The organism is Bradyrhizobium sp., from assembly GCF_049519115.1.
GTDB lineage: Bacteria > Pseudomonadota > Alphaproteobacteria > Rhizobiales > Xanthobacteraceae > Bradyrhizobium.
The window spans coordinates 1-20,752 of record NZ_JBEKRB010000024.1; the positions used below are offsets into that span (position 1 = coordinate 1).

Annotated in this window: 16 protein-coding genes; 3 read left to right on the forward strand and 13 right to left on the reverse strand. The window is 59.0% G+C overall.

The window, feature by feature from the left end; genetic code table 11:
* Nucleotides 1–169 precede the first annotated feature (169 nt).
* From cyoA to ABSE61_RS18935, 7 genes are all read right to left on the reverse strand, one after another.
* The gene (gene cyoA / locus ABSE61_RS18905) at nt 170–1,018 is read right to left on the reverse strand and encodes a ubiquinol oxidase subunit II (protein ID WP_423872653.1); all 849 of its coding nucleotides are present in this window, start codon (nt 1,016–1,018) and stop codon (nt 170–172) included.
* Nucleotides 1,019–1,046: 28 nt separating this feature from the next.
* The gene (locus ABSE61_RS18910; protein ID WP_423872709.1) at nt 1,047–2,090 is read right to left on the reverse strand and encodes a heme o synthase; all 1,044 of its coding nucleotides are present in this window, start codon (nt 2,088–2,090) and stop codon (nt 1,047–1,049) included.
* A 484-nt stretch (nt 2,091–2,574) separates the two neighbouring features.
* Nucleotides 2,575–3,663 (reverse strand): sensor histidine kinase, encoded by a 1,089-nt coding sequence (locus tag ABSE61_RS18915; protein ID WP_423872654.1) that lies wholly within the window; start codon nt 3,661–3,663, stop codon nt 2,575–2,577.
* A 396-nt stretch (nt 3,664–4,059) separates the two neighbouring features.
* Nucleotides 4,060–6,912, reverse strand: coding sequence for an ATP-binding protein (locus ABSE61_RS18920; RefSeq protein WP_423872655.1), 2,853 nt, complete (start codon nt 6,910–6,912; stop codon nt 4,060–4,062).
* Between the two features lie 58 nt (nt 6,913–6,970).
* Nucleotides 6,971–8,425 carry an MFS transporter gene (locus ABSE61_RS18925; RefSeq protein WP_423872656.1) on the reverse strand — a complete coding sequence of 485 codons (1,455 nt, stop codon included), beginning with the start codon at nt 8,423–8,425 and terminating at the stop codon, nt 6,971–6,973.
* 207 nt (nt 8,426–8,632) lie between these two features.
* Complete coding sequence (locus tag ABSE61_RS18930) at nt 8,633–8,884, reverse strand: hypothetical protein (RefSeq protein WP_423872657.1); 252 nt, start codon at nt 8,882–8,884, stop codon at nt 8,633–8,635.
* Nucleotides 8,885–9,710: 826 nt separating this feature from the next.
* Nucleotides 9,711–9,938, reverse strand: a complete 228-nt coding sequence (locus ABSE61_RS18935) for a hypothetical protein (protein WP_423872658.1) — start codon at nt 9,936–9,938, stop codon at nt 9,711–9,713.
* 1,315 nt (nt 9,939–11,253) lie between these two features.
* Between ABSE61_RS18935 and ABSE61_RS18940 the strand changes: the two genes are divergently transcribed.
* The 3 genes from ABSE61_RS18940 (at nt 11,254) to ABSE61_RS18950 (ending at nt 13,351) form a co-directional block, all read left to right on the forward strand.
* On the forward strand, nt 11,254–12,207 hold the full coding sequence (locus ABSE61_RS18940; RefSeq protein WP_423872710.1) for a quinone oxidoreductase family protein: 954 nt from the start codon (nt 11,254–11,256) through the stop codon (nt 12,205–12,207).
* A gap of 125 nt (nt 12,208–12,332) precedes the next feature.
* A complete protein-coding gene (locus ABSE61_RS18945) occupies nt 12,333–12,626 on the forward strand; it encodes a DUF1427 family protein (protein WP_423872711.1) in 294 nt (97 codons plus the stop codon).
* Nucleotides 12,627–12,781: 155 nt separating this feature from the next.
* Entirely contained in the window at nt 12,782–13,351 is a 570-nt protein-coding gene (locus tag ABSE61_RS18950) for an NADPH-dependent FMN reductase (RefSeq protein WP_423872659.1), read from the forward strand.
* A gap of 156 nt (nt 13,352–13,507) precedes the next feature.
* On the opposite strand, the gene ABSE61_RS18955 is transcribed toward ABSE61_RS18950, so the two are convergent.
* From ABSE61_RS18955 to ABSE61_RS18980, 6 genes are all read right to left on the reverse strand, one after another.
* Nucleotides 13,508–14,902 carry an MFS transporter gene (locus tag ABSE61_RS18955; protein ID WP_423872712.1) on the reverse strand — a complete coding sequence of 465 codons (1,395 nt, stop codon included), beginning with the start codon at nt 14,900–14,902 and terminating at the stop codon, nt 13,508–13,510.
* A 232-nt stretch (nt 14,903–15,134) separates the two neighbouring features.
* On the reverse strand, nt 15,135–15,629 hold the full coding sequence (locus tag ABSE61_RS18960; protein ID WP_423872660.1) for a Dps family protein: 495 nt from the start codon (nt 15,627–15,629) through the stop codon (nt 15,135–15,137).
* A 394-nt stretch (nt 15,630–16,023) separates the two neighbouring features.
* A complete protein-coding gene (gene hemA / locus ABSE61_RS18965; RefSeq protein ID WP_423872661.1) occupies nt 16,024–17,382 on the reverse strand; it encodes a 5-aminolevulinate synthase in 1,359 nt (452 codons plus the stop codon).
* Nucleotides 17,383–17,459: 77 nt separating this feature from the next.
* Nucleotides 17,460–18,959 (reverse strand): catalase, encoded by a 1,500-nt coding sequence (locus tag ABSE61_RS18970; protein ID WP_423872662.1) that lies wholly within the window; start codon nt 18,957–18,959, stop codon nt 17,460–17,462.
* A gap of 64 nt (nt 18,960–19,023) precedes the next feature.
* The gene (locus tag ABSE61_RS18975) at nt 19,024–20,010 is read right to left on the reverse strand and encodes an arginase family protein (protein WP_423872663.1); all 987 of its coding nucleotides are present in this window, start codon (nt 20,008–20,010) and stop codon (nt 19,024–19,026) included.
* A complete protein-coding gene (locus ABSE61_RS18980; RefSeq protein ID WP_423872664.1) occupies nt 20,007–20,654 on the reverse strand; it encodes a winged helix-turn-helix domain-containing protein in 648 nt (215 codons plus the stop codon). Before ABSE61_RS18980 ends, ABSE61_RS18975 begins: the two co-directional genes overlap by 4 nt.
* Nucleotides 20,655–20,752: the final 98 nt, after the last annotated feature.

Below are 20,752 nucleotides of genomic sequence, written 5' to 3' on the forward strand. Positions count from 1 at the left end.
CGCTTGTGGTCGACCGAAGTAAGCCATTCGCGCCACAGATAGAGCCACGCGCCCTTCATGGTGATGAATCCGATGACGGCCACCACGACAAGGCCCATGGCCGCCGTTGCGCCCATGATGATTGGCTGATGAAAGGGAATCGCGCTCCAATCAAGTTTGCCAAGGAGATTCATTGTTCTGCTCTCTGCGACGGTGAACAAATGCGTTGCGACGGATCGTCCGCAGCCGATGCGGTATTCACGATGCCGCCGAACAGATCGGCGCTGACGGCGCGGTAGGTGAATGGCACGACTGCCTGGCTTGGCTTGGCCAGTTCGGCATAAGTCTGCGAATCGAGCGCCTGACCGGTTTCGTGCGCTCCTCGGACCCATCGCGCAAAGTCGTCGCTTTCGACTGCATCGACCGTGAAGCGCATGTCGGAGAATCCATCACCGCTAAACATGGTTGATAGTCCTGGATAGGTTCCAGCATGGTCGGCCTGCAGCTGGAGGCGTGTTACCATTCCGGACATCGTGTAGATCTGGCTACCGAGTTGCGGCACGAAGAAGCTATTCATGACCGTCGAGGAGGTCAGCTCAAAGCTGATCGGTGCGCCGACCGGCACCATCAGATGATTGACGCTTGCGATTCCTTGCTCCGGATAGATAAACAGCCATTTCCAGTCGAGCGAAACGACTTGAACCGGGACAGGCCTGGCCGTCGAGCTAATCGCCTTGCGAGGATCAAGGTCGTGTGCCCCGACCCATGCGACGCCGCCCACGAGAAGAACCGTCATGGCGGGGATCGACCAAACAAGCAGCTCGAGGCGCCCGGAATACTCAAAGTCCGGCAGGTATGTAGCGCGCCGATTCGATGCTCGAAACCAGAAAGCGACGGCAAGCGTGGCGAGGATTGTCGGAATAACGATCGCCAGCATGATGCCGAGCGAGTTAAACAAAATCGTCCGCTCGGCCGCGGCAACAGGGCCTTTGGGGTTGAGGACGCCTTCCGAGCAGCCGCCGAGTGCGACGCCGATCAAGGCGAGAGCCAGTATACGGTAGCGCATATTAGACCTCTTCCGCGGTGGCAGTCGTGAAGCAGTGTGCGGTTCGAGCGGCGCCCGGCAACGTTGCGGCCGGAGCCGACGCAGGGACTGGCTGCGAAATACGTGATGAGGCGGGCGACGCCCATTGAATGCTTCCGTCGCCTGTCAGGAGCGCAGCAAACAACAAGAACAAGTAGGAGATGGAAAACAGGAACAGGCGCCGAGGGGCTTGTCGGTCGTTTTCCTGGCTCCGCCGAAGTTGCCACGCGAGCACAACGAAAATCGTTCCGCTGGCAAGAGCAATCGCGGCATAAGGCGTACCAGCAATCCCCAGTGCCGATGGCAGCATGGAAGCAGGAACAAGGAGAAAACTATAAATGAGGATCTGTTGCGTAGTTGCGGCCCTACCGGCAACGACAGGCAGCATGGGTACGCCCGCACGGGCGTATTCGTCGGCGCGATTGAGCGACAGCGCCCAGAAATGCGGCGGCGTCCACAGGAAGATGATGAGGAACAGGACGATCGGCTCGAGGCCGATGTTTCCCATGACGGCTGCCCAGCCAACTACTGGCGGAAGCGCTCCGGCGGCGCCACCGATGACGATGTTCTGCGGCGTATGACGTTTCAGCCACAGGGTATAGATGACGATGTAGAAGAAAATCGTGAAGGCGAGCAGGCCAGCGGCTGCGACATTGGTCGCCATGCCAAGGACGAGGACCGCGCCGCAGGAAAGAAATAGTCCGAACACGAGCGCTTGTTGTCGCGAAATCCTGCCGCGAGGAATCGGACGCCGAGCCGTGCGGGTCATCACGGCATCGATGTCGGCATCGTACCACATATTCAGCACCCCGGCGGCGCCGGCGCCAAGGGCGATTGCGATGATCGCAAGCAAGCCGAATGATGGATCGAGAGGTGCCGGCGCAATCATCATCCCGACGAATGCGGTGAACACCGCAAGCAACATCACGCGTGGCTTCATGAGCGCGAGAAAGTCGGCCACCCGTGTCCTCGAACCGGAGCGGGACCCCACTTGCGGGCGAAGAAGGGAAGGCGCTGTGATCTTCATGGCATCCACCAGACCGTTGAGACTGCCACCGGGTATTCCGTAGATGCGCTTGGCACCAGCCGCCGCCAGTGAATCAGCGAATTGACCAGCAACGTTTTTGGAGGGCATTGCGCGTCCTCGAGGTTCGTTGGGAAAGATCTGTTCACCGCTGAAGTTTGTTCTCGTTGCTATTTTTCAGTTGGCGGACCTGAGGCTGAGCCACGGCCGTTTGATGCCTCGCCCGTCGCCTGAAAGCCAGTTCTTCCACTACAGCGATGAAATAGCGGAGAGTGGATTTCCTGCAAAAACGAGAATAGAGTTTGCTGAGACGCTTCCAAGTAACAACGGATTTAATTTTTGGCTGCTGTTCGCATTGTTTGAGAAGTGGATCGCTGTCTCAGACACGCGTTTATCGCCGGGCGGCTCATGCAGATTTCTGCGTGGCAAACCGTTAGATAAGAGACGGCTTAAGCGGATAGCCCGCTGTCGCCAGACGAGAGAAACATCAGGATCTGGATCGGGCGTTCACTACCAACGGCACCGTGAATCGCATGACCGTGCCATGGGCCAGGGTCGGTGACGCCCATAGGCGCCCGCTATGGGCCTCGACGATGGACCGGCAGATCGAAAGCCCCATGCCCATGCCGTCAGGTTTCGTCGTAACGAGCGGTTCAAAGATGCGATCGGCAGACTCCGGATCCAAACCGACGCCAGTGTCTTCGACTGCGACAAGCGCCTCGCCGTTTTCCGTGAACTCCGACCTAATTCTTAGGACACGGGGGCGGTCGGATATGGTGCTCATCGCCTCAATTCCGTTTCGAATCAAATTGAGCAGCACTTGCTGCAATTGAATCCGATCGCCCAGAATCGGTATGTCATCCGAAGAGAGATCGATTTGAAGCATCACTCCGCCGCGCTGTAGGTCGCTGCGAAGAAGCGTCAGCACTTCCCGAATAGTATCGTTGATATCGACTTTTGTCATTTCCGAGCCGGATCTTTGTGCCAGCGCCCTCAGTCCCTTGACCACCTCAGCGGCGCGTTGGCCGTCCTGCACGACGTGGGGGATTGTACTCCGCGCTTTAACGAGATCGGGCTGGTCCCGGTCCAGCCAGCTCAGACAAGCCTCGGCATTCGTCACGATGGCCGTCAATGGCTGAATGACCTCGTGAATGATGGATCCTGCGAGTTCGCCCACCGTTGACAGCCGTGTCAGCCGCGCAATTGTCGCCTGCGCGCGCCTTGCCGCCTCCTCGGCGTGCCGGCGCTCGGTGATGTCAAGGACCGTGCCGACGAATTCGAGGTCACTCGATGTGTTCTTATCGAGATAACCCGTGCTCTGCACATGCTTGATCGATCCATCCGGCAAGACAATGCGATACTCATGGCTGAACATGCTCTTTTTTGACGAAGCTTCGGCGAGCGTTCGCTCCACCGAAAAATGATCCTCCGGGTGAATTCTTTGCATGTGTTTGGCGTGGGAGGGCTGCTCGAAAGCCGGATCGAAGCCGAAGATTCGAAAGTGCTCCACTGACCATTGGACCGCGCCGGTCCGCACGTTCCAACGCCAGCTCCCAGTTTGGCTGATGCGCTGCATCTCGTCGAGCGACGCCTCGCTGGCGCGTAGCGCCTCTTCGGCTTTCCTCCGCTCGCGGCGTTCCGCGACAAGCTCGGCGGAAAGCCGGGTGTTCTCAAGCAAGATCGCGTCGACATATTCACTCTGGCGCGGCGACAACATGGCCTTCGACCTTCGCAATCGTAGCAGGTCGGGTCCAGTCACGGCTGAACTGGTCGACGTCACCCGGCTTGTGGCCGAACTATCCACTTGATCGGCGTAAAATGTCTCGGGAATTGTCTTGAGCGCAGCATGAAAAGTCCTGAAATGATTTGAATTGGCGTTCGCGCCATTGCCTTTCGCAAATTGCCCAACGGTTCTGGCGGCATGGAACAGCTACGGCTTTCGGGGCAGAAGCCGTGGCGGGCACTTTTTTGGTTATGACAGATCCTTGAGCAACGCCTTTGCCGCTTCGAGATCGGCGCTATCAAAGCCCTCGCTGAACCGATTATAAACCGGCGCCAAAAGTTCGCCCGCCTCATTGCTTCGAGCCAGGTTGCGCCACAGTCGGGCAAGGCTCGTAGCGCAGCGCAGTTCCCAGGAGAGTGCGCCTTGGCGGCGCGCCCAGTCGAGCGCCTGCCGGAAGTGAGCCTCGGCCGTCGCTGCGGCTCCGCCCCGCAACAGAAGAAGCTCGCCCTTGATGCGCAGAAACTCGGCAGTTGCCCAGCGTTCCTCGCTCCGCTCGGAGCTGACGATCGCCTCCTCGATCGCGGCAAGCCCGTCGGCGATCTGCCCGGAACGGCCCAAGGCCTCTGCCATGCGGAACGTAAAGAACCGTGGGACGGACCCGGCGGCGCCTCGTTCATCGAAACCGGCGCGCAGCAGCCTTAATCCGTTGCTGAGATCGCCACGCTGGATAAGGAGCACTCCCTGATAGCTGCGGCCAAAGGCGCGCCAGCGCGCCAGGGCATGCCTTGTCGAATGGTCGAGCAGCATTTCCACGTAATGTTCCGCCGCAGCCAGATCGCCCGTAAGAAGCGCAATGGGGCATGCCGCCATGGCAAGAGCGAGACCCAGCGAGATTGCGTGATTGGTCGCGTCCGCGACACTGCGTTCGGCGGTCCGCATCGCCTGATCCGGCAATCCCTGCAGCCACATGACCCGGGCAAGGTAGGCCCGCGCCGCCGCCCGCTGGTCGACTTCAAAGCGAACGCTGTGCCACTTCCGGGCAGGAGTGACATAATGGGCCAGCACGTTTTCGAGGTGTCGCCGCGAGCTGGAGAAATCGCCCAGGTAATACTGCGACGTACCGATCATTCGCTCGCCGGTCAGTCGATCGTTCGGCTCGGACCGCTTCGCCGCCAGCGTATAGAACCTTTCAGCCAGGCTCAGAGCGGCGACTTGTTCGCCGCAGTTGAGGCGAAAGGACCACAGGCCCCAAAGCGAGCGCAACTGGTACTCAGCATCGTCAAGGCTCTCCGCAATCTTGAGGGCCTTCTGCCCGGCCGTGCCGACCTCGGAAACGGCACCCTTGGTATACATCAGCGATGCCGTAAGCGCTGCGCGGAGCCGCATCTCGTGGCGCGAGTCTCGACCCGTCCCGGCATCGATCGCGGCGAGAGCCCGTTCGACCCGGCCGCTGCACTCCTCCATTAGTGACAGATGCATCCACAAGGGGACCGCGGCGGCAGTCAGCGCCACGCCGATCGAAGCGTCGCCACCCGGCGAAACTGCCCAGTCGAGCGCCGCGCGTAAATCGTCAATTCTCGGGACGTGGCTTGTCAGCCATTCGTCGGTTGGCCGCGTCTCCGCCTCGGCGCTCTCAAGAAGATCCAGATAGCGTCTGGCATGGCGTCGCGCTACCGCATCGAACTCACCGGCTTGAACGAGCTTTTCGAGCGAATAAGCACGGGTCGTTTCGAGCAGCCGATAACCTACCGTCTCGCCGTCGCCGTCCGCGGTCACGAGCGATTTCGCGACCAGGTTCGCAATGCAATCGACGACCTCCGTCGCCGCAATCTTCTCATCCGTCGCTATCGCACTCGCGGCTAGCAGTTTGAAGCCGCCAGCGAAGACTGCCAAGCGACGCAGCACCACGCGCTCGGGTTCGGTTAGCAACTCGTAGCTCCAGTCGAACGTCGCTCGCAATGTCTGATGGCGCGGCATTGCCGTGCGATGGCCGCCCGCGAGCAGCCGAAAACGATCATCGAGCCGGGCCGCAATGCCCTCTATCCCAAGGGCCGCGGCGCGCGCCGCCGCAAGCTCGATTGCCAGCGGGATACCGTCGAGGCGACGACAAATTTCGGCGATCGCGGCCGCTGCGCGTGGGTCAGGCGCAAAGGATGGCGCGGCCGCGCGTGCCCGCTCGACGAACAGCCGAACGGCGCCGTAGCGAAGCGGGGCCTCGTCGTCAGGGCTATCTTCTGCGGGGACAGCGAGCGGCGGCACCGGGTAAACCCACTCGCCCTCTGCCCTGAGTGGCTCGCGGCTGGTGGCGATCACGCGTGCTCCCGGGTTGACGCGCAACAACGACTCGGCCATCCGCGCCGCGGCGTCGATCACATGCTCGCAATTGTCGAGCACCAGCATGAGCCGCTTCGAGCGGAGCGCGTTCGCAACAGTTATCGGCGATGCCGTGCCCGAAGCGAGTTCGAGCCCGAGCGTGGTAGCTACGGTAACCGGGACAAGCTCGGGATCAGACAGCGGCGCCAGCTCGATGGCCCAAATCCCATTGGCAAATCTCGCCAGCAGATGTCGTGCGACCTCAAAACCGAGCCGGGTCTTGCCGATGCCGCCGGCGCCGACCAGGGTGACAAGGCGATGCGAGGCGCTGAGCTCCAGGATATCGTCCAGCTCGACGTCGCGGCCGATCAGTTCGGAAACCGGCTCTGGTAGGTTTGTCGGCGGGCTAGATAGCGTGGATGTCGGTGGAGCCATCCCCGCGGATGCCTCCGCATTGGACGTTGCCGAGACCGAGTGAATCTCGCCGGTAAATTGGTAGCCGCGCCCGGCGATCGTGCGGATCAAGTCACGGTCGGCCCCGAAGGCCCTGCGTAGCGTCGAGATCTGGGCTTGGAGGTTGTTTTCTTCGACAATCCGGTCCGGCCAGACGCGGTTTATCAGGACGTCTTTGCTGACGACAGCCCCTGACGTCTCGATCAAGGCCATCAGAACGTCGAATGCGCGCCCGCCAAGATCCAACAGCTGGCCCTCGGCGAGGAGCTCGCGGCGGTGTGGCAAAACACGGAAACGGCCAAATTCGATCGCGACCGGCGTCTCAGCGGGATCCATAATGAGCGATCGTAGAGGTTAGCCAACGGAAAATCGAACCCTTAATTTCGCGGAATTTTCAGATTTTTTCCTGGGCCGGGGCGTGCTGGTTCATCAATCCATTTCGCGGCCCTCTTGCTTGCCCTTCAAGTTCTTCGGCGGAATGGCCGGCGGTTTCCGGGGCAAAAACGATGACCACAAGCAACGTGACCAAGCCTATGACAGCGATGAGCGTCATCGTAGTGCCGATGCCGAACGCATCGACCAGCACCGGAAAGACCGCTGTCCATACGACGCCGCCAAGCAGCTTGCCGCCGATGCTTTCGCAGGTCGACTGGCCGGTGGCCCGGATCGGCGTCGGGTACTGCTCCGCATACCACATCTTGTAGGACGGGGCAGATCCGGACGCGGCAAACAGGAATAGGCAACCCCATCCCATCATCACGATCGGGTCCGACGACTGGCCGAAGAAGTAAGCACCGACCAATGAAGCCGAGGCGAACAGCGCGTAAGTCGGTTTCCGCCCGAGAAAATCCGATAATACGCCGTTGAGTAGCTTGCCTGGGATCTGTGAGCTGGTGACTATCAGCGACAGGATCAAGACATTCGAGAGACCGATTGATTTGGCCTCGAAGAGCGAGGGGATGTAGTTCACCGCCACGTAGAACAAGGCGAAGGTGCCGAAGGCACCGCTCGTCATCGCGAGCGTGCGCACGAGATAGGGCGGCCGCCAGACCTCAAGCGCGGTGCGCAAGCTCACCCGCTGGCGCTCGCTGCCGAGGGACATTTCCAACTCGCGTGTGACGACGGGTTCCGGCAGTGGCGCGCCGATCAACTGCTCGACCCGCTCCTCGATTGCCGCGACGATGCGCTCCGCCTCATCCGATCGGCCGGCGCGGCTCAGCCAACGTGGCGATTCCGGAAGGTATTTCCACAACACCCAGACATAGGCGATCGGCAATCCGCCGATCAGCAGAAATACGCGCCAAGCGATTTCGGGCGCAAAGCTCGGCAGCACGACAAGGCCGAGGATCGGTACCGTGACGTAGCCGATCCCGAGTGCCGATTCCAGGATGCCTGAGAAGGCGGCACGGGTACGAGACGACACCAGCTCCACAAGGAGCGCATACGGCATGATGAAGGTCGCTCCCATCCCGAGGCCTGAGAGGCCGCGCAATATCAGCAAGGTCCGAAAATCGGGAGCCATCGCCGAGACCAGTGTCAGACCGGAGAACCACAGCACGCCACCGATCAGTACAGGCTTGCGTCCGAAGTGATCGGCCAGAAGGCCGGCGGGGATCATGCCGATGGTGATGCCTACCGTCGACGAGGCGGCGAGCAAGCCGACCTCCATCGCACTAAGATGCATCAACGGCTTCAGGATCGGCAGGATGACGGACAGGCTGCCAATGTCGAAAGCCTCGACGATAAGCGCACCCGCGAGCAGTAACACGAAGGCCCAAGTGTAGCGGGTTGTCGGAAGCCGCTGCAGCCTCGCCGCCAAGAGAAGCGACTCGCCAGTGGTCGCAGGCATTTATTCACCTCTCTGGAACACCATTTTCGGGCGTTCTTTGCGCCAGCGGTGACAGGTTCAGCGCCACGCGGCGGCAAAGCGAAGCGCGAAGTCGTATAGCCTTACGAGGTAATCGTACAGACCACTCCAGATTCCTTTCGCGCCAACCAATGGACAAACTTTAGCCGGTCCCTTCAAAAGCTCTAACAAGAAAAACTGCGGTGGTTATTAGCGCCGCGGCGTGTCGGAGTCTTCAGTCAACGTGATTGCTAACCCCGTCAGGGTCGCTCCGATACCGAAAGCTATCGCGCATGTGCCCACGAACATTAGCATCACGGCATTTGGAGCTGGGGCGTAATTGATCAAAGCTGCAATGCCCAACCCGGTGATGTGAGTTACGAGGAATGCAAAGCCGAGACCGACGGCAATTCCCATCGCCGCGTGACTAGCGACCTCCAGCAGCAGTGAAGGCTTGATCAATGCAGATCGCTTCTTTGGGCGCACAGTCCTGACCTCTGGCATGTTCAGATGCAAACAATGTTTAGATAAGGAACGGCCGCACTGTCGCCATTAAACCTTTCGTTAAACGCCTAATGGAAAATTAGTGTCGGTCCGAGCGCGCGAAAGCAGCTCGAGTTTTTCGTGACTGGCAAGCTCGGTACCGAGCACCGGATTGAAGAATTCGACCTTATCGAACTGCAGTCGTCCGTTCTGCATATAGGTTGGCAAGTCCCTGATATCAGCGGGATTGTTTTGATAGTTCCATCTCCGACTACTGACGCCTTTCCTTGTATCGTGTCCCCAAGGCGGTATGGCTCAGACTAGTGGATGAGATGCGGACGGCGCCAGCCTGCCTTTGGCGGGGAGGGGTGAGGCCGCGGGACGCCGTCCGCTTTGGCAGCGATGCTACGCTACGCGAGGGAGGAACGCGGCGGGCTGCCTGCTTTCAAACTAGCGCCAGCCAAGCGGCGACACCAGTAAACTGAGGTATAGTCGAGCTAAATTGAAGGTTATTATTCAAGCGCTCTACTTGTCGGACGAAACACCGAGGATGAGGTGTAGGTCGACTACGTCGTGGTGTTCTTGAAGCGCTGCCGCGGCATCGGCGGTTAAGTGAGCCGAAGTGCGAACACACATCGTGTGAACTCTAATTGAGGCCGGCATACACCGTCGGCGAAACCTTGCCGCCCTCACATTGCGGTCGCAGCAGGGCGAAGCACTAAACATCCGAGAGCGCGCCGCAGGCTACTGAGCCTAAGTACGAGAGGGGCACCGGCAGTGCCGGGCCCTCTTCGATACACACAGATCAATGACCAGCGATCCCCGAAGTCATCGCGCCTTCATCATAGTCTGACCGGTTTGACTGCACCGCAATATCATCGGGTGCAGCATATGCATTGCTGTTCCGCAGTTGCTCGCTTGCTACCGCGCGATCCTTCGCGCGCGTGTCGTGGCGTTCAGAAGCGGCTGTCGCTTGTACCGTTACTGCAGCAATTAGCGGAATGAAAAGTAAAGTGAGAATGGTCTTTCGCATGGTCATCTCCATTTTGTTTGTGGATACGATCGTGAGTGCGTCTTCAGCCTCCACGATCTTCGTTGGTCGGAAGCGCGATAACCGACATGTGTGCCTTGCTCTTGAAGGCTCGCGTTTCCATGAAATGAAGTCGGCCGATGCTCTCGCCAATTATCCTAAAGTACCCTCGGAGCATTCTTTGGTAGCATGTGAGTCATTCCCAAGTTTTTTTTCGCGCGTCGAGTTTTCATCCCCCGTGGAGGCCACGCCATCGCCCTGAAGGCGGAGTTACAGAGGTGCACCGCAGGATCGAATGGGCCCTCTCAGCTAGCCGACCACGCCTGCTGACGACGAATTATCTTTCTAACGAAAAATTTAGCAGCGTTGGCGAAATGCATTCCTATGTCGTCTGTACAAGATGAACGCGCAGGCGTTCGATCGCGGCGAGGTATCGTCCAAAATGGATACGATTGCGCTCCGTTCGCTCGATGAAAAGGAATGAACTACGATGAACCTCAGATTGACTGGTGCAATCGCACTTTCGCTGACGCTCGCGGGGCCGGCAATGGCTGGCAGTGGGGGCTACGGAACAGACGAATACCACGCGCTCTACGCGCGTCAGAGAACGCCCGCACAAGATGCAATCAGATTTGGTTACGGCAATGCTTACCCGACCTATCATTCTGGGTGGGGAGGTCTGTATGGAGACGGCGAGTACCCGGGCAGCGTTGACGATAACATGGGTCCTCCATATCGGGCTCGGTGAAGACTGCAAATCTTCATTGGCCACATGGGTTACTCGCGTGGGCGAGGGAGTCTCGGCATGAAAACGTTTTCCGTTCTATGCGTCAGCCTTTGCGTTATCCTTTCGACCACCTCCGTATTTGCCCGGGGCGGCGGAATGGGATCGCCTCACATGTCCATGAGTGGGGGTGCCTATGGCAGCAGCGCCGCTGCGCCCGGCACTAACGCGTTGGGCACGGCCCTTTCATCGTCTGGCTTCGGCCATCCAATAAAGGGGCCTTTACTTGGCACCAGTCCCGCCATCGATCGTGAAGAAGCGAAGGTCGACAAGATGATGGGATCGATTTGCCGGGGCTGTTGATCGGGGCAGTAGACGGCGGCGTTGCGGCCCCTTTTTGCCGCGCCTGTGATCCCGGCGACCAAGTCAACGCAAGGCCGGCGATCGCCTGTAATGCTGGTTCGACGGTGGCGAGGCAGTGTAGCAAAACGCCGCATCTACCAGGCGTCAGCGCGTACTTTCGCGGCAGAGAACTTCGCGGGCTCGTCGACGAAACCAGTACGGAACGTTGTATGGAGAAAGCAAGTGACGACCATGAAAGCCCTGCGCTTTGAAAAATATGGCCCACCATCGGTCCTCTCGGTCCAGCAATTGCCGGTGCCTGACCTCAAGACGGGAGAGGCGTTAGTGGAAGTGCATGCCTCAGCCATCAATCCTAGCGATGTGAAGAACGTTGCCGGTGCCTTCAAAGCGGCTCTGCCTCGCATTCCGGGACGCGATTTTGCCGGAGTGGTGGTGGCCGGCGAGAGTTGGAAGGGCAAGGAAGTCTGGGGGAGCGGAGCCGGATTTGGCGTTTGGCACGATGGCACGCACGCACAATATGTCGTCGTCCATTCAGAAGGGCTCTCCGAGAAACCGGCGAAACTTTCGATGGAGGAGGCGTCGACTGTCGGTGTTCCTTATCTCGCTGCATGGTCAGGTCTGGTTGACGCCGCCAATATCCAGGCGGGGGAGACCGTTTTGATTACCGGTGCCCTGGGCGCGGTCGGCCGGGCGGCTACACAGATTGCGCATTGGAAGAAGGCAAAAGTCATCGGGGCGGACATTTCCGACAAGCCCTCCGAGGTTGACTATTTTGTAAATACCAAGACCAAGGAACTTCCCTTTGAGGTGAAAGCTGTGACGAACGGGAAGGGCGCCGATCTGGTATTCGACGGCGTCGGCGGCTCGATGTTCGAAACATGCTTGAAGTCGCTTCGACTCGGTGGTCGCCAAGTGGCAATCACGAGCGTCGGTAATGGACCGGTCGAATTTAGCCTGGTCGACTTCTATCACAATCTTCAGCGCTTGATGGGTGTCGATACCGTAAAGCTTACAGGTCCCGCGATCGCGAAAATCATGGATAAACTTCGAGTGGGCTTCGAGGACGGCGTTTTGCGACCATCGACAGTTCAGAGATGGTCGTTGGATCAAGCGATCGATGCCTATAGAGCCGTCGAAAATGGTGCAAGCCCAAACAAGCACGTCTTTCTCCCTCACGGAGACTGAGCGCGCGCGGCTTGCGCCGGGTTAGTAAATTGTAGACGACGAAAGCGCGGCTATCGTCCATCGATTGCGGAGATCGGTCGATGGGCGACGGGCTCGCGCTGATATTGAAGGTCAAGGAGTGTTGGATGCGACCTTATTTGGAGTCGGTTGCCTTGGGTCTGGGAGTCGGAATCATATATGGGTTCGTTAAAGTACGGTCTCCTGCGCCGCCCGTGATCGCTCTTCTCGGTCTCCTCGGTATGTTGGCCGGCGAGCAAGTCGTATCGCTCGCCAGATCGCACCTATTCAAAAGCAGTGTCCAACTGAGCTCGGCTTTACGCGATCGCGGTGAAGCGGCGATCGCTGGCGACGTCCGCGGCTCCGAAGGGGAACGAACGGCACTTCTGACGCCGCCAAACGAAACGAGCACGATGCGCTGAGAGCCGTTGGGGATGGCTTGCCATCGAGAACCTCAGCGACCGGGAGAGAGTCTTTTAAGCCGACTTCTAAACTGGAATTTACTTGGGCTCACCCGGTGTCGTCGTTACGTCCGCTTGGTCGTTACCTAAAATCCCAGCCATTGGAATCGCCCTCGATGACCCAATTCCGACTTCTCGGCTTCTCAGGAAGCTTGCGCCGCGCTTCTAAATGCACGGCGGTGCTTGGCGGTCTTCGGGATGCGCTCGCGCCCAACGCCACGCTTGACATTTTCCCGCTAAACGGGATCCCGCTCTACAACGAGGATGACGATGGCGAGCATACACCGGAATCGGTGCGCGCTCTGCGTTTGGCTATCGCGGCTAGCGATGGTGTTGTCATGATTTCACCTGAATACAATCATGGCATGTCCGGCGTTTTGAAGAATGCGCTGGACTGGGCATCTCGTCCTTATGGGCGGTCGTCGCTCGCGCGCAAGCCGGTGCTGACGATGACGGCCTCGCCAGCCTTCACCGGCGGTGTGCGCGCGCAGCAGCAGATGAACGAGACGCTCGCATCGATCCTGGCGCGCACTGTTCTCCGGCCCCAGATCGTAATTGGCGGCGTGCATGAGCGGGTACCTGACGGCCAGCCCATCGACGAAGCCGTGCTCAGTTTCGCGCTTGCGGGTGTCGATGATCTTCTTGCGGAGATCAGAACAACGCGCTCGGTTCGTGCCGTCGCATGAACATCCCGTCGGCTAGGCCGACGACGCCACGCGTCACCTCAATCAATAATGAATTCTGCATCGAAGCGTTACCGTGTACCGGGTGGGTTTTGAGCCTCTCTGGAGGTGATTGCCGAGGCAAGGGAGATCCTGTCGCGTCAGAGTCTCGGAAATAGGTCAAGACATAAGCGCGGCTCGCGGAGTAGCGAGCATCCGCAGCATGCTCACCCCGCATCCCAGCGCGGCGAATGTCGCACCAAGCACCAATGCGAGCGTGGCTCCCTCACGGCCGACGAGGCCAAAACAGAGAGCCGCAAGCGCAGCTCCGGTCGTCTGTCCTGTCAGTCGCGCCGTCGCTACCACGCCACTCGCGCTTCCGCTTCGATCGGCCGGTGCGCTGGACATCAAGGCCTTCATATTCGGCGCCTGAAAAAAGCCAAATCCGGATCCGCAGATCGCCATACGCCAAACGATGTCCGAGACATGCGGGCTCGCTGGAAGCATCGCCAATAACGCCATCCCTAGGCCCAACAATGCGAGACCGAGACCGCCAAGGATTCCAGCGGAATGGCGGTCGGACAGGCGTCCCGCGATCGGCGCAACGATGGCTACCACGAGAGGCCAAGGGGTCATAAGAAAGCCGGTCTCGACCTGCGACCTGCGAAGGATGTCCTCAAAGTAAAATGGCAGGGAGACGAAAGCCAAGCCCTGGACCGCAAACGAGCAGATGGCGGTGGCGGTGGACAGCGCGAAAATGGGCCTTCGAAATAGGTCGATCGGCAGCACGGGCGCTGGAAAATCGGCCTGTCGACGGATTAGGACCCAGCCAAGCAAAACTGCGGAGACGATTTCGATCGATATTAGCCGAAGCGGCGCATGGTGGGCTGCGCTTCCGACCCCCAGAGTAAAGAGACCGAGACAGGCCGCCGCCAGCAACGCGCCAACAAAATCGAAGAAGCGAGCCGCTCTCGGCATGCGCGGCAAGGTCTTCAGACCGACCAACATCGCAACAACGCCAAAGGGGATGTTGATTGCAAACAGCCAGGTCCACGGCCCGACCGCGAGAATGCCGGAGGCGATCGTTGGGCCTAGCGTGAAGGCGGCGGCGACGACCAGTGCATTGTATCCGAAACCTCGGCCCTCCAGGCGCCCCGGATAAACGAAACGAACCAGGGCCGTATTCACACTCATAATGCCGCTGGCGCCGAGACCCTGCAGTACGCGTGCCGCCAGCAGTGTCGGCAACGACCAGGCGCAGGCACAGGCCAGCGACGCCAGGGTAAACAGCAAGAGGCCGGCGAGATAAATTCGGCGGTGATCCACGATCTCGCCCAGCGCGGCGAACGGCAACAGCGTTGCAACCAAAGCAATCTGGTAAACGTTCACAACCCAAATGACATCGGCTGGGGTGGAATGAAGCTCTGCCGCGATAGCGGGGAGAGCGATGTTAGCTATCGCCGTGTCGAGCGACGCTATCGCGAGGGCGGTGAAAATCGCAACAGCGGCCCATTTTCGATTTTCTATCGGCAGGTCGCCAATTGTACCTGGCCTATCTGCCGAAATATTTCTCATCGACATTCAAAACTCTCCGGTATGCGGGATCTAGTATTATTTCGGCTGGACAGCAGACGATTCTCCGCATTGAAAAGTCTGCGATGCGAGGATCGCACTGAAATGGTCAGCCTCATCGCGCGCGCGTTCGGGCTATACGACGTTCGTGGCGCACAAGCTAGAAACCTAAGAGCTGGCGCAGACCGCAGGCCTGGCGCTTTCGATCTTTCTCGACCGCGTCAGATGCGTGGCCTTAAAGAGGCCGACCGCACTCGAAGAGGAACCATGTACGCTTCTCGGATTCATCAATCCAGTTCTCCAGCAGGCCTGCGGTCGCTACATCACCGAATTGGTCACATAGCGAATGCATCTCACGCATGTTTTTTGTCAGGACCGCATTATCGTTCCGGAGTTCCTCGATCATGTCAGACGCCTTAACGTATGCAGCATCGTTGTCCACGACCCGCTGAAGACTCGAGATCTGCCCGATCGAGCGAATAGTTGTTCCGCCTATCTTCCGCGCGCGCTCAGCGATGGCATCCGTCATGGATAAAATTTTTTCGCTCTGGTAATCCAGCATCAAATGATAGTCGCGGAAATGGCATCCAGACATGTGCCAATGAAAGTTCTTGGTCTTAAGATATAGCGCGAACGCGCCCGCAAGAAGTATCTTCAGCGCGTCCGAAATGTCGTTAACCGCCTCGAGTGAAAGAGTGGCGTGAGACGTGAGCGGCGCGGTGTGCAACATTTGTATGACCTCGTTGAGTATCGTATCGGAGAGCTTTCAACCGTGGGCACAAGACAAGCTTTCTGACCGCGGCGCCTTCGACGGGTTGCCTATAGATCTTTCCCGGTCTCAGGGGCTTCAATTAAAAACCCGTTTAGCCGTTTAGGGGTCACATTCCCAGGACCCGTCGGTGCAACGCGCAGCCGCGACCTACGCAGCGATTTTTCTGACTTTTGATTTCGGTCGTCGGACGAATCGGCTGGCGACAGTCGCCGTAATCTCCTTTGTCTCAGCGGGATAGGCTAACGCGAACAAAGCAACGCCAAGAGCGCCAACCGAAGATGCAAGCTGTTGAGTTTGAATGCTGTCAGAACTATTGCCGGCATAGGGAAGAGCATGCGGCGGAACGCCAGGCTCAACATGCTAGTCTCCACAAAAATTGGGGATCGTTTCGTCTAGATAATTTGCGCCGTGCGGCATCTCGACCGACGGCAAGGTTGGGGCTAGCCGGGAGCCGAGACGGTTTGTGTCTGCTGCTCGTTGGGTTGGCTTCGTTTCCGAGCGGCAGGTCGAGCTCCTGCCATACGGCGACGAAGGCGTCGGCCAATTGGCCAATCAGCCGAGCGTCATGTACGGGAGTCGGGGTAATCCGCAATCGCTCGGTGCCTCTGGGAACAGTTGGATAGTTGATCGGCTGGATATAAATCCCGTGCCGTTCAAGCAGCAAGTCGCTCGCTCGCTTACAAAGATCGGGATCCCCGACCATGACCGGCACGATATGCGTTTCCGTCGCCATCACCGGAAGGCCGGCTTTCCGCAGAGCCGCCTTGGTCCCGGTTACGGCGGTGCGCTGACCCCCGCGTTCCGTGCCGGATGTCTTGAGATGGGCGATCGCGGCTGTCGCAGCCGCCGCCACCGCGGGCGGCAAGGCCGTCGTGAAGATAAACCCGGGTGCGTGGGATCGGACGGCGTCCACGACAGCACTCGTCCCGGCGATGTAGCCACCGAGAGTGCCATAGGCCTTGGCAAGCGTCCCCTCTATGACGTCAATGCGCGACATAACACCGTCCCGCTCGGCCATGCCCGCGCCACGTGGCCCATACATGCCGACAGCGTGTACCTCGTCGAGGTAAGTCATTGCGCTGTAGCGCTCGGCGAGGTCACAGATTGCCTCAAGGGGAGCAATGTCGCCGTCCATCGAATAGACGCTCTCAAAGACGATCAGCTTTGGGCGTCCGGGCGCTGCTCGCGAGAGCAGCTCCTCGAGATGCTGAAGGTCGTTGTGGCGCCAGATCTCCCTGGTACAGCCAGAGGCACGCACACCCTCGATCATCGAGTTGTGGTTGTTGGCGTCGGACAGGATCAAGCAATCCGGGAGCAGTTTGGCGAGCGTTGCAATACCCGTGTGGTTGGACACATAGCCGGAAGTGAAAACGAGGGCCGCCTCCTTGCCATGCAGGTCCGCAAGTTCAGCCTCGAGCTTCACGACAGCCCGATTTGTACCGGCGATATTGCGCGTCCCGCCTGCGCCTGCACCCATGTTGTGAGCGGCGGTGCACATCGCTTCAATGACCTTGGGATGTTGGCCCATACAAAGATAGTCGTTCGAGCACCAGACAACGACATCTCGGCTGCCGCCCGGACCGTTCCAGACGGCGTAGGGGAATTGTCCAGCTTTGCGCTCCAGATCAGCGAAGACGCGGTAGCGGCGCTCGCGCTTCAGAGTTGCAACGGCTGATTCAAAACTTCCTTCATAGTCGAAGTAATAGAACATTGCTGGGAATCCGCTATGATTGGCTCATCCGAGATGCCGCCCTCGCATAGCGGGGGCGGCAATTCGCTGTTTTCCTTTCATTCCGCAGCTTGGCGACGCGAGGCCTTGCCCAGGCCCGGCCCGGAGAGTGTCAGCTGTGCGAGTGCGTCGGCGACGCCTTTGCCGTAAGCCGGGTCCGCCTTGGCGCAGTTGGCAATATGTCGTTCCTGAATCTGCTTGGCCGCACCGCCGACCTGGCGGGCCGTGTTGTCGAAAAGCGTCTGCTTCTGTTGTGGATTCATTTTCCGGAATAGATCGCCCGGCTGCTGCCAGTGATCGTCATCCACCCGATGATCCCAGTGCGCGGCAGCACCAGTAAGCTCGAGCGGCGGCTCGTTGAGCTCCGGCTGATCAATCCACTCACCGCGGCTGTTGGGGAAGTAGGTCGGAGTGCCGCCGAGATTGCCGTCGGTGCGCATTGCGCCGTCGCGGTGATAACTGTGGAATGGGCATTTCGGTGCGTTGACCGGAATGTGGTGGTGATTGACCCCGAGGCGGTAACGCTGCGCATCTCCGTAGGAAAAGAGGCGTGCCTGCAGCATTTTGTCCGGAGAATAGCTTATGCCCGGCACGATGTTAGCAGGCGAGAACGCCGCCTGCTCAACCTCCGCAAAGACATTTTCCGGATTTCGATTGAGTTCAAAATACCCGACCTCGATCAGCGGGAAGTCCCCTTTTGGCCAAACCTTTGTGAGATCGAAGGGGTTGAACGGGAAGGCCTTCGCCTGGGAATCCGTCATCACCTGGATGAAGAGTGTCCAGCGGGGGAAATCACCTGCCTCGATACTTCCGAAGAGATCCCGCTGATGGCTTTCGCGGTCTCGGCCCACGAGTGCTTCGGCTTCGGCATCCGTTAGATTCTGAATGCCCTGCTGAGTACGAAAGTGAAACTTGACCCAGATACGCTCGTCTGCGGCGTTGAGGAAGCTGTACGTGTGGCTGCCGAAACCGTGCATGTGACGAAAACTTCTGGGAATGCCGCGCTCGCTCATGACAATCGTGACCTGATGCAGAGCTTCGGGCAGCAGCGTCCAGAAATCCCAGTTGTTGTCTGCGCTTCGCATGCCGGTTCGAGGGTCACGTTTGATGGCGTGATTGAGATCGGGAAACCGCAGCGGGTCACGGAAAAAGAACACCGGCGTGTTGTTACCGACGACGTCCCAGTTGCCTTCTTCCGTGTAGAATTTCAGGGCGAAGCCGCGGATATCACGCTCGGCGTCAGCGGCTCCGCGTTCACCAGCGACCGTTGAGAAGCGGGCGAACATCGGCGTCTTCTTGCCGATCTGTGAAAAGATGTTGGCTTTGGTGTAGCGGGTAATGTCATGCGTGACGGTGAAGGTGCCGTGGGCGCCGGACCCCTTTGCGTGCATGCGGCGCTCCGGGATCACTTCACGGGCGAAATGGGCTAATTTTTCGATGAGCCATACATCCTGCAACAAGGCTGGCCCTCGCGGCCCGGCAGTCTGGATGTTGAAATTGTCTGTGACCGGCGTACCGGATGCATGGGACAGAGGCGGCCGTTTGGATTTGTCGTGCATTACATTGCTCCGTTGGTCATCTGGCTGAATGGATTATCGACGGCGTGACGTTGTAGTTCTGTGATTAGTGTCGGATGCGACGTTTGGCGCGTTCGTGGAAAATGGATCCGATAAAGTCGAGGCTCGTTCGCGTGGCGAGCAGTGACGTGATTCCGGAAGGATCGTAGGGCGGCGATACCCCGACAAAATCGGCGCCGGCGACATCAAACCGCCGGGCGATCTCCCGTAGAATGTCTTTGCCTTCGCGGTAGCTGAAGCCGCCGTGACTGATCATGGTTGTTCCCGGTGCGATCGATGGATCGAAGCTGTCAACGTCGATCGAGACATAAACGCGCTCCCCGTCGGGTATATGCGAAAAAGAGGCTGCGACGCCCAGCGCCCGGAGTTTGCGCAAGGAGACGACGTGCGAGCCGCGGGCTTGCGCAGCTTTCCAATCTTTCCGACCGACCGTGGCCATGTTGTGCGGTCCTAGCCTGGTGATTCCCTTCACATGCTTCATCTCGGACGCCCACCGCATCGGGTTGCCGTAGCCCCAACTGATGTCGTTACATTCGTCGATAAAGTCTAAGTGTGCGCCGAGATGAACAACGTGGATCGGCTTCTGGCCGGAGAATGCCGCTATGGTCGCCATCCTAATCGCGTGGTCGCCGCCCAGGATGTAGGGCAGGATTTTAGCATCGAGCAGGCCGCGCACGGCCTGCTCGGCGTTGGCCAGGCTGCGTCTCGTGTCATCGTAGATCACGCCACTGTCGCCGGCATCGACGATCTTGACTTCAGCAGCCGTCAGATAGGTGACTTCGTCTTCGAAATCGAACACGCCCTCCGGTCCGAAGCCATGAAACATCGAGACTTCACGGATCGCGCGGGGCCCGAAACGCGTGCCATAACGGTAGTTCGACGCGGTGTCGATCGGTACGCCAAGAACGGCGACATCGGCGCCGTCGAGCTTGTGCCAGTACGAGCAGGCCGGTTGGCGGGCGAACGTTGCCGGGCCGACAAACTGCAGGTCGATCCGCTCGGAGATGTTGCCGCCGGTGAACGCGGTCGTCATTGCAATACCCTTTCCGCCCGCGGAGACTTTTCTCCAGTGATCAGTTTCGTTTGTCGCTCAGCAGGTGGATCTTCGGAAATCGGAGTCGCGCTAAGAACGAAGCCGGCGCCGCGGACGTTGCGAATCATCTGCGGTTCATTTGGCCCGTCGACCTTGCGACGCAGTCGGCCCATATGAACATCGACAAGGTTAGTCTCGGGGACGAATTTGTAGTGCCAAACTTCTTTGAAGAGATTTTCCCGTGTCAGCAGTTTTTCGCTCCGTTGCATCATGTACTTGAGTAACTGAAACTCACGCGGTCGCAGATCGATTTGCCGGTCACCGCGCCTTGCAGTTCGATCAAGGAGATCAAGCTCGAGCGGTCCTGCGCGAAGTACCGTTTCATTCGATGGAGCAGGCAGCTCTGCGCTCGGTGTCAATTCAACTATCGCAGACGGCTGTTTCGAAGAGGCGTCTTTTTGGGGGCACGATCCGCGCATCAGATCAATGACCCTTTCGAGGGTGCTCGATAGCAGGGTATGAACGTCGGCCTCTTTAACGCCAAAGCCCGACTGAAGCTGCGTGGGAAAATCCTTGACGAAGATACGAAAAAGGACAGGCAAACCGTCGATATCGGCGATAAGCTCCGCAGTTCCGTTTCGCAACGTTGTGGGTGCCTTCGTGCGCCCAACAAGACCCCGATGCTGTGCAGACCTAGCTGACGAATTCCGCATATAGGTTGGCCTCGCCTCTGCTGTTCGGG

Coding starts and splice junctions, on each gene's coding strand:
- ABSE61_RS18910 (WP_423872709.1), bottom strand. CDS start 2,090: ATGAAGATCACAGCGCCTTCCCTTCTTCGCCCGCAAGTGGGGTCCCGC.
- ABSE61_RS18915 (WP_423872654.1), bottom strand. CDS start 3,663: ATGCAGCGCATCAGCCAAACTGGGAGCTGGCGTTGGAACGTGCGGACC.
- ABSE61_RS18920 (WP_423872655.1), bottom strand. CDS start 6,912: ATGGATCCCGCTGAGACGCCGGTCGCGATCGAATTTGGCCGTTTCCGT.
- ABSE61_RS18925 (WP_423872656.1), bottom strand. CDS start 8,425: ATGCCTGCGACCACTGGCGAGTCGCTTCTCTTGGCGGCGAGGCTGCAG.
- ABSE61_RS18935 (WP_423872658.1), bottom strand. CDS start 9,938: ATGCGAAAGACCATTCTCACTTTACTTTTCATTCCGCTAATTGCTGCA.
- ABSE61_RS18940 (WP_423872710.1), top strand. CDS start 11,254: ATGAAAGCCCTGCGCTTTGAAAAATATGGCCCACCATCGGTCCTCTCG.
- ABSE61_RS18945 (WP_423872711.1), top strand. CDS start 12,333: ATGCGACCTTATTTGGAGTCGGTTGCCTTGGGTCTGGGAGTCGGAATC.
- ABSE61_RS18950 (WP_423872659.1), top strand. CDS start 12,782: ATGACCCAATTCCGACTTCTCGGCTTCTCAGGAAGCTTGCGCCGCGCT.
- ABSE61_RS18955 (WP_423872712.1), bottom strand. CDS start 14,902: ATGAGAAATATTTCGGCAGATAGGCCAGGTACAATTGGCGACCTGCCG.
- ABSE61_RS18960 (WP_423872660.1), bottom strand. CDS start 15,629: ATGTTGCACACCGCGCCGCTCACGTCTCACGCCACTCTTTCACTCGAG.
- hemA (WP_423872661.1), bottom strand. CDS start 17,382: ATGTTCTATTACTTCGACTATGAAGGAAGTTTTGAATCAGCCGTTGCA.
- ABSE61_RS18970 (WP_423872662.1), bottom strand. CDS start 18,959: ATGCACGACAAATCCAAACGGCCGCCTCTGTCCCATGCATCCGGTACG.
- ABSE61_RS18975 (WP_423872663.1), bottom strand. CDS start 20,010: ATGACGACCGCGTTCACCGGCGGCAACATCTCCGAGCGGATCGACCTG.